The 7427-nt window shown below is 62.5% G+C and carries 5 protein-coding genes and 1 pseudogene; 3 read left to right on the top strand and 3 right to left on the bottom strand.

Annotated features, from left to right (window positions below):
- Positions 1 to 116: 116 nt before the first annotated feature.
- Positions 117 to 1583, bottom strand: coding sequence for a sigma-54 interaction domain-containing protein (locus tag DESPIG_RS08700; protein ID WP_006007621.1), 1467 nt, complete (start codon positions 1581 to 1583; stop codon positions 117 to 119).
- A 270-nt stretch (positions 1584 to 1853) separates the two neighbouring features.
- Between DESPIG_RS08700 and DESPIG_RS08705 the strand changes: the two genes are divergently transcribed.
- The 3 genes from DESPIG_RS08705 (at position 1854) to DESPIG_RS08720 (ending at position 6435) form a co-directional block, all read left to right on the top strand.
- Positions 1854 to 4301: a pyruvate formate lyase family protein gene (locus DESPIG_RS08705; RefSeq protein WP_006007625.1), complete on the top strand. Its 2448-nt coding sequence runs from the start codon at positions 1854 to 1856 to the stop codon at positions 4299 to 4301.
- 85 nt (positions 4302 to 4386) lie between these two features.
- On the top strand, positions 4387 to 5286 hold the full coding sequence (locus DESPIG_RS08710; protein WP_040369761.1) for a glycyl-radical enzyme activating protein: 900 nt from the start codon (positions 4387 to 4389) through the stop codon (positions 5284 to 5286).
- 375 nt (positions 5287 to 5661) lie between these two features.
- Positions 5662 to 6435: a nitroreductase family protein gene (locus tag DESPIG_RS08720; protein WP_006007631.1), complete on the top strand. Its 774-nt coding sequence runs from the start codon at positions 5662 to 5664 to the stop codon at positions 6433 to 6435.
- A gap of 230 nt (positions 6436 to 6665) precedes the next feature.
- On the opposite strand, the gene DESPIG_RS08725 is transcribed toward DESPIG_RS08720, so the two are convergent.
- Positions 6666 to 7082 (bottom strand): DVU_2496 family lipoprotein, encoded by a 417-nt coding sequence (locus DESPIG_RS08725; RefSeq protein ID WP_006007635.1) that lies wholly within the window; start codon positions 7080 to 7082, stop codon positions 6666 to 6668.
- 140 nt (positions 7083 to 7222) lie between these two features.
- Positions 7223 to 7427 (bottom strand): annotated as a pseudogene (locus DESPIG_RS08730) (protease HtpX); the annotation flags it as partial.

Genomic DNA, 7427 nt, shown 5'->3' on the forward strand with positions numbered 1-7427 from the left:
CCAATGAGCAGCAAGAGCGCCTTTCCCTGAGGGGAGAGGCGCTCTTTGGTCTTGGAAATGTGAAAATGCCGTCCGCATCAGGAGACGGAGGGAAGGCGACGTTCTCCTCAAGGACGTCATGAACCATGCTTCTGGCAGGCGATATGGAGCGCGGCGAGCTTCTTGTAAAGATAGCTGCGCGAGATGCCCAGCAATTGGGCGGCCTTGGCCTTGTTGCCGCCGCACCTCTCCAGGGCTTCGGTGATGGTGCGGTATTCCGTGGCCCGTCTGTTGTCCGCCAGCCGCTCGGAGGCTTGCGCCGGTGCGCCGGGAGCTGCTTCTTCTGCCGTCCCGGTCTGCCGCAGGGCACCGTGCAGCAGGTCGCGGGTCTCCTTGTGGAAAAAACGCTCCGGCAGATGGTGCAGGCCCAGGACGGTCTCGGAAGCCTGCATGGAGTAGAGCGCATAGGTCAGGATGTTGCGCAATTCCCGGACGTTGCCTCGCCACGGATGCGCGCTGCAGACGGAAAGGACGTCCTTGTGGATGCGGATGGCATGGCCGCGTTCCGGCCCCAGGAGACTGGTGATGATGGCGTAGGCCAGCAGGGGGATATCGGCCAGGCGCTCGCGCAGCGGCGGCACGACCAGGTCGAAGAGGTTGAGCCGGTAATAAAGGTCTTCCCGGAACTGTCCCTGCCGGACCATCTGTTCGAGATTGCGGTTGGTGGCGGATACCAGGCGGAAATCCACATGGCGTGGCGTGCCGCTGCCCAGCTTTTGGATCTCGTGGTTTTCCAGCACGCGCAGCAATTTTGCCTGGAGCGGGAAGGGCATCTCGCCTATCTCGTCCAGAAAGAGGGTCCCGCCTTCCGCCAGTTCGAACAGCCCTTTCTTGCCCGAGGCCCTAGCCCCCGTGAACGCCCCCGCCTCATAGCCGAAGAGCTCGGATTCCATGAGTTCATGCGGGATGGCCGCGCAATTGACCGTGACGAAATTCCCAGAGCTGCGCGAACTGGCGGCATGGATGGCCTGCGCGACCATGTCCTTGCCCGTGCCGTTCTCGCCAAGGATCAGGATGGGTTCGTCATGCTGGGCAAAGCGCCTGCCCTTTTCCTTGAGCATGCGCATGGCGGAGCTTTCTCCCACGATGGTGTCGAACGTCACGGGCTCCGTGCTTTGCTGCGGGCAGATGAGCGTGGAATAGCCGTCATAGGCTTCCAGCTCGCCGAGGATGTGCTGCATCTCGTGGATCTTGTTCTTGCGGGGCGAGACGGAGATATTTTCCGTCATGCAGCCGGCGATGCGCCCTTGCCGGTCGAAAAGGGGCCAGCGGTAGGTGACGCCGTACAGGCCGTTGACGGTCACCGAAGCGCAGGAATTGGCCTTGCCCGTTTTCAGCACTTCCAGGATGCCCTGCCGCGCCGTGATGAAAAAGGCGGTGGCATCGAGGCCCAGACAGCTGTCGTCCAGGTGGTACATCTTTTTATAGGCCGTATTGGCGAACACCAGTCTGGCCTGGTCGTTGAAGATGGCGATGCCCGAATGCAGGGGCTCCAGCGTGGCGATGTTCACGTCGATGGATCGCAGGAAGTCTTCATGGGACATGATATCCGGCTCCTTCTGCTGTGGAGGATGCGCACCGGCGGGGAACGTCCGGCACGGTACGCAGGCAAAGACGGTTGTCTCTTTTAGGAGAAATATGTCTTTTTTTGTTGACAGTAAAGTCTCCAAAAAGAGACATATGGCGGGAAATCGAGGAGGGACTGTTTGTTAATATGCTGAGATAAAAATATTTTTTATTTTTGATTCTGGCACGGTTCCTGCTGGTGGGAGTGGACACATTCCCTTTGCTCATATTTCCACAAGGAGCCAGACATGTTCATCCCCCAACGGACAGAAGCCAGTATCGCCGCAGAAAAAGCCGGTCACGGTACCTATGCCGTGGACTGGGCCACGGCCGATGACCGTATCCGCCTTTGCAAGGGCATCGTCACCGATACCAACCAGCAGATGGACCCCGAACGCCTGAGCGTGCTCAAGGCCGTCTATGAGGAGAACCTCGGGGAAGAGCCGGTGCTGATCCGTGCGAAACTGCTGGAGCGCCTGCTGCTGACCAAGAAACTTTTCCTTGATGAGAACCCCGTGGTGGGCACGCTGACCAGTATCCGCTGCGGTCTGTACGCTTATCCCGAGTGGAGCTGCGACTGGATCAAGGACGAGATGGATATGGCCAAGATCTGCTCCCTGGGCGAGATTGTCATCCCTGATGATACCAAGGAACTGATGATGGGCGTCTACAAGCAGTGGAAGGGCCATACCGTCCGCGATACCGCCGACGCCAACTACAAGAGCCTGTATGGCGTGGATCCCCGGCCCTACATCAATTCCGGCATGCTCTATGACGTCATGAACGTCTCGCTGGGCTCCGGGTGCGCCAATTACAACATGATCCTGACCAAGGGCGCGCGCGGTGTGCTGGCGGACGTGGAGCGGAGCATGGCCGCGCTCAAGCATGAAAGCGGCGACTATCGCAAGCTGGCCTTCCTGCAGGGCATCAAGATCGTCCTGGAAGCCTTCATCAAGTGGGCGCACCGCTACGCCGATCTGTGCGAAGAGACCGCCGCTGCCGAAACGGACCCCAAGAAGAAAGCCGAACTGCTGGAGACGGCGGCCATTTGCCGCTGGGTGCCGGAAAACCCCGCCCGCAACTTCCGTGAAGCCATCCAGTCCTACTGGTTCGCGCACCTGCTGGTGGAGATCGAACAGATGGGCTGCGCCAACTCGCCGGGCCGCTTCGGCCAGTTCATGTATCCCTTCTACAAGAAGGACATCGAAGAAGGCCGCATCACCCGTGACGAGGCCAACAAGCTGACCTGCTTCCTCTTCATCCGTCATACGGAACTGGGCACCTATTCCGGCATGGCCCACCAGAAGGCCCTTTCCGGCCATACCGGCCAGACCATCGGTCTGGGCGGCCTGACGCCCGACGGCAAGGACGCCAGCAACGACTACGAGATGGTCATCATGGAAGTGCAGGCCCGCATGCAGAACATCCAGCCCACGCTGGCCCTGTGGTACACGCCCATGATGGACCAGGCCTATCTGATGAAGGCCGTGGACGTGGTGCGCACGGGCTGTGGCCAGCCCCAGTTCATGAATACGGCCATCGGTGTGGCGCGCAACCTGCTGCATTTCGGCCCTGACGGCGTGACCATCGAGGAGGCCCGCAACGTGGCCAACTTCGGTTGCGTGGCCAGCGGTGTGGCCGAGGCCGGTTCGTACATCGCCGGTGAGGACGCCATCTGCGCCGCCAAGTTCGTGGAACTGGCCCTGTACGATGGCTGGGATCCCACCACCAAGAAACAGCTGGGCCCCAAGACGGGCGAGGCCAATGACTTCACGACCTACGAAGAGCTGTACGAGGCCGTCCGCCGGCAGATCAAGGCGGGCATGCTGGTGCAGCGCCGCCACTCCAACCTGTCCACGGCGGCACACGAAAAGATCGTGCCCAGCATCTTCCGTTCGGCCCTGCACGACGGCTGCATCGAGACCGGCATGACGGAAGAGGCCGGCGGCCACAAGTACCCGCAAGGCATGGCCATCCTGTCCACCGTGGTGGATGCCGGCAACGCCCTGCACGCCATCAAGGAGCTGGTGTTCGACAAGAAGCTCTTTACCATCGCCCGGCTGCGGGAAGCCCTGGAAGCCAACTGGGTGGGCTACGAAGACATGCAGAAGATGTGCCTCGATGTGCCCAAGTACGGCAATGACGATCCGGAAAGCGATGCCTATGTGCAGCGCCTGTTCGACGACTTCAAGGACATCTATACGGAATGCGGCCCCAACTATTTCGGCAAGAACTGCTATCTGGATGCCTATTCCCTGTCCTTCCACAATCTGTACGGCTCCATCATGAATGCCTTCCCCAACGGCCGCAAGAAGGGCGTGGCCTTCACTGACGGCAGCGTTTCCGCCATGCCCGGCACGGATACCGAAGGTCCCACGGCGCTCATCAAATCCGCGGCCCAGGCCGTGGACACCACCTGGTATGTGTCCAACCACTTCAACATGAAGTTCCTGCCGTCGGCGCTGGAAGGTGCCCGGGGGGCGCGTAACCTGATCGACCTCATCAAGACCTACTTCGACTGGGGCGGCAGCCACATCCAGTTCAACTGCGTCTCGCGTGAGACCCTGGTGGACGCCAAGGAACATCCGCAGAACCACAAGGAGTTGGTGGTCCGCGTGGCCGGTTTCTCCGCCTACTTCACCCGTCTGGACGGCGGCGTGCAGGACGAGATCATCAAGCGTACCGAATACAAATAGTCTTTGATAGGCCGGACGGATGCCCGCATCCGTCCGGCTTTCCACGTTTTTCGCGGACAGGTCTGTCCGGTCGGGCGAGGTAGCCATGGCTCCACGAGGAACCCTCTACAACATCCAGCGCATGTCCGTGCATGACGGCCCCGGACTGCGGACCACCGTTTTTTTCAAGGGCTGTCCTCTGCGCTGCCTGTGGTGCAGCAATCCCGAATCGCAGGCCCCGGCGCCCCAGCTCATGTTTTTTTCTGACCTGTGTTCCGGCTGCGGTCGTTGCAGCCAGGTCTGCCGGTACGGGGCCGTTACGGAAAAGGATCAGGTCATCGGGCGCGACCTTTCGCGCTGCACGGGCTGCGGCCAGTGCGCCGCCCAGTGCCCCACCTCGGCCAGCAGCCTGTCCGGGCGGGAGTACGAGGTCGAGGAGGTCATGCGCGTCGTCCGCAAGGATGCCTCTTTCTTCGGCAATTCCGGCGGCGGCGTGACCTTCAGCGGCGGTGAGTGCACCATGCAGCCGGATTTCCTCATGGCTTTGGTGGATGCCTGCCAGGACGAGGCCCTGCATGTCTGCATCGATACCTGCGGCCAGACGGATCCCGTGTTCTTCCAGGCGCTGCTCCGCAAGGCGGACCTGTTCCTGTTCGACATCAAGCAGATGGACAGCGAAGCGCACAAGCGCCTTACCGGCGTGGGCAACGGTCTTATCCTGCGCAACCTGCGCACGGCTCTGGCGGCCTGCCCGGAAAAGATCCGTATCCGTATCCCCCTGATGCCCGGCCTGAACGATGGCGAGGAAAACATCGCCGCCGTGGCGGCCCTGCTTGGGGAATACGGTGTGCGTCATGTGGACGTGCTGCCCTGCCACTCCTTCGGGAGCGGCAAGTATCGGGCCCTGTCCCGTCCTGTGCCGGACGTGCGCGAATTCAGTCCCGCCGGACTCCACGTTGCCCTGGAACGTTTTGCGGCCCAGGGGCTGGAAACGGAGATCGTGTAGGCCCGTGTTCACAGTCAAAGCCGATCCTGCCGTGCCTGGGAAGCTGGCCGGGCTGCTGCGGCCGGAGGCGCCGGAGGCCTGTATCCGGCTGAAGGAATATACGCGCGGCGGCGACCGTCACGTCACGAAGATACTCGGGCCGGGCATCGATGTCCGGCCCGGATCCCGGGACCTGCCGTGTGCCGTCGGGGAGGTCCCCTTTATCGCCGCGGAAGGGCTCTGTTGCAGATACGTGGGCAGTTTTGCCCTGTTGCCCGGGAAAGGGCGCCTGCACGTCGAGTGCTGCTGAGGAAAGGCCCGGACGGGCGTGCATGACGCGGGGAGCGCAGCATGCCGGTCCGGCCATCGTCACCGTTTTTCAAAAAAGGAATCCCCATGTCGTTCGCTGTCGATATCTCCCTGTGCCGTCACTGCGGCTGCTGCGCTTCCGGTTGCGTGTGCGGCCTGATCCGCTTGCCGGAGTCTGGTGTCCCGTATATCGAGCCGTCCCGTCAGGACAGCTGCGTCCATTGCGGCCACTGCATCGCCGTCTGTCCCGAGGGGGCCATCCGGCTGGATGGCATGAGTGCGGGACAGCTGGAGGAGACGGGGGCCCCTCTGTCCGCCGCTGCGGCAGGCCGTTGGCTCAAGGCGCGGCGGGCCATCAGGAATTTCAGGCCGGAAGCCCCGGACAAGGCCCTGCTCCGCAGTGCCCTGGACGTGGCGGCCTATGCGCCGACAGCCCACAATGCCCGGGAAGTGGGCTACACCATCCTGCACGGGCGTCCCCAGGTAGAGGCCCTGTTGCAGGATACGGTGGAACTCATGGAAGCGCACGGCCTGTATGCCGGGCATACGCGGAACGTGCGCAACGGCAACGACACGCTTTTCCGCGGCGCGTCCTGCCTCATCCTCATCCATGCGCCGGAGCGCATCCTTTCCGAGACGGACTGTGCCACGGCGGCAGCGTATCTTGAACTCATCCTGCCTTCGCTGGGCCTGGGCTCCTGCTGGGCCGGGATGTTGCTGGAGGCCTGCGCCCACGGTTCGCCTGCGGGGTTGGATTTGCCGGAAGGGCACAAACTTTATGCGGCGCTCATGGTGGGGACGCCTGCGGTCTCGTACCGGCGCATCCCGTTCCGCAGTGCTCCTGTGTGCCTCTGGAAGTAGCCGTCTTTCAAAGCCCCGTTCCCGTCTTGCTCCATACGCCCGGCAAGGGCTGCGCGTGCGGGAGAAGAAAGGCCGAAGCATACGAAAAGAGCTCCATCCGCAACAGGATGGAGCTCTTTTTATGGCTCTAAAGGACGGGGGATACCCCTCACGGGGCCGCACGGCCGGACATCTCCGCATGCGTCACGCGGAGAGGCTTTCGCCTTTTCCGGCACGGGGCCGTAACGGGCTTATTTCTGTTCCGTATCGGTCTCCGCCTTGCTCACCCAGTCCACCAGGCGGGCCATGCGGGCCAGGCTGTAATGGCCGGGCTCGGGCTGCTGGCCGATCTCCTGCAGGGTGCCGTTGAGGCGGTAGATGCGCCAGTCCCCGGCGGGCAGGGCGCCATTGTCCATGGCGGTCTTCAGGCCGGCACGGGCTTCTTCGGGCGAGCAGAACAGGGGAAAGTCCTGTACGGCCGGGTCGAGGACGACCATGGAGCCGCCCGCGATGTCGATGATGTAATTGCCGGGAGCCACGGTGTAGACTTCCTGGCAGTCACGGTCGGGCGGCAGGGGGGCCGTACTGGGGCCTGTGGTGGCACAGCCGCCCAGCATCAGAAGGGACCCAAGCAGGGCGGGGGCAAGGATCACGGGGAAACGTTTCATGTCATTCTCCTGCCGGGCGTACCGGCATCAGATTCGCCCCCGGGCACGACAAAAGCGGGCAGGTGGCGTCATGACTGACTACACACCAAGCCCGCTTTTTTGTCAAAAGGTTCGTATGCCGAAGGGCGTGGGGAAGGCCGTTAGCGGGCCTGGCGGCTCATCTCCTGCAGACGGGCGATGCGTTCTTCCAGCGGCGGGTGCGTGCTGAACAGGTTGGCCATGCTGCCGCCGCCAAAGCCGAACAGCGGCGAGACGATGAACATCTGTTCGGTGCTGGGGTTGCCGTTCTGCATGGGGATCTGTCCGCTGGCCACGCCCAGCTTGTGCAGGGCACCGGCCAGGGCC

This window comes from Desulfovibrio piger ATCC 29098, from assembly GCF_000156375.1.
GTDB classification, from domain to species: domain Bacteria; phylum Desulfobacterota; class Desulfovibrionia; order Desulfovibrionales; family Desulfovibrionaceae; genus Desulfovibrio; species Desulfovibrio piger.

Bases quoted from the DNA above. Each gene is read 5' to 3' on its own strand.
- DESPIG_RS08710 (WP_040369761.1), top strand. From the start codon at position 4,387: ATGGCTCCACGAGGAACCCTCTACAACATCCAGCGCATGTCCGTGCAT.
- DESPIG_RS08725 (WP_006007635.1), bottom strand. From the start codon at position 7,082: ATGAAACGTTTCCCCGTGATCCTTGCCCCCGCCCTGCTTGGGTCCCTT.
- DESPIG_RS08700 (WP_006007621.1), bottom strand. From the start codon at position 1,583: ATGTCCCATGAAGACTTCCTGCGATCCATCGACGTGAACATCGCCACG.
- DESPIG_RS08705 (WP_006007625.1), top strand. From the start codon at position 1,854: ATGTTCATCCCCCAACGGACAGAAGCCAGTATCGCCGCAGAAAAAGCC.
- DESPIG_RS08720 (WP_006007631.1), top strand. From the start codon at position 5,662: ATGTCGTTCGCTGTCGATATCTCCCTGTGCCGTCACTGCGGCTGCTGC.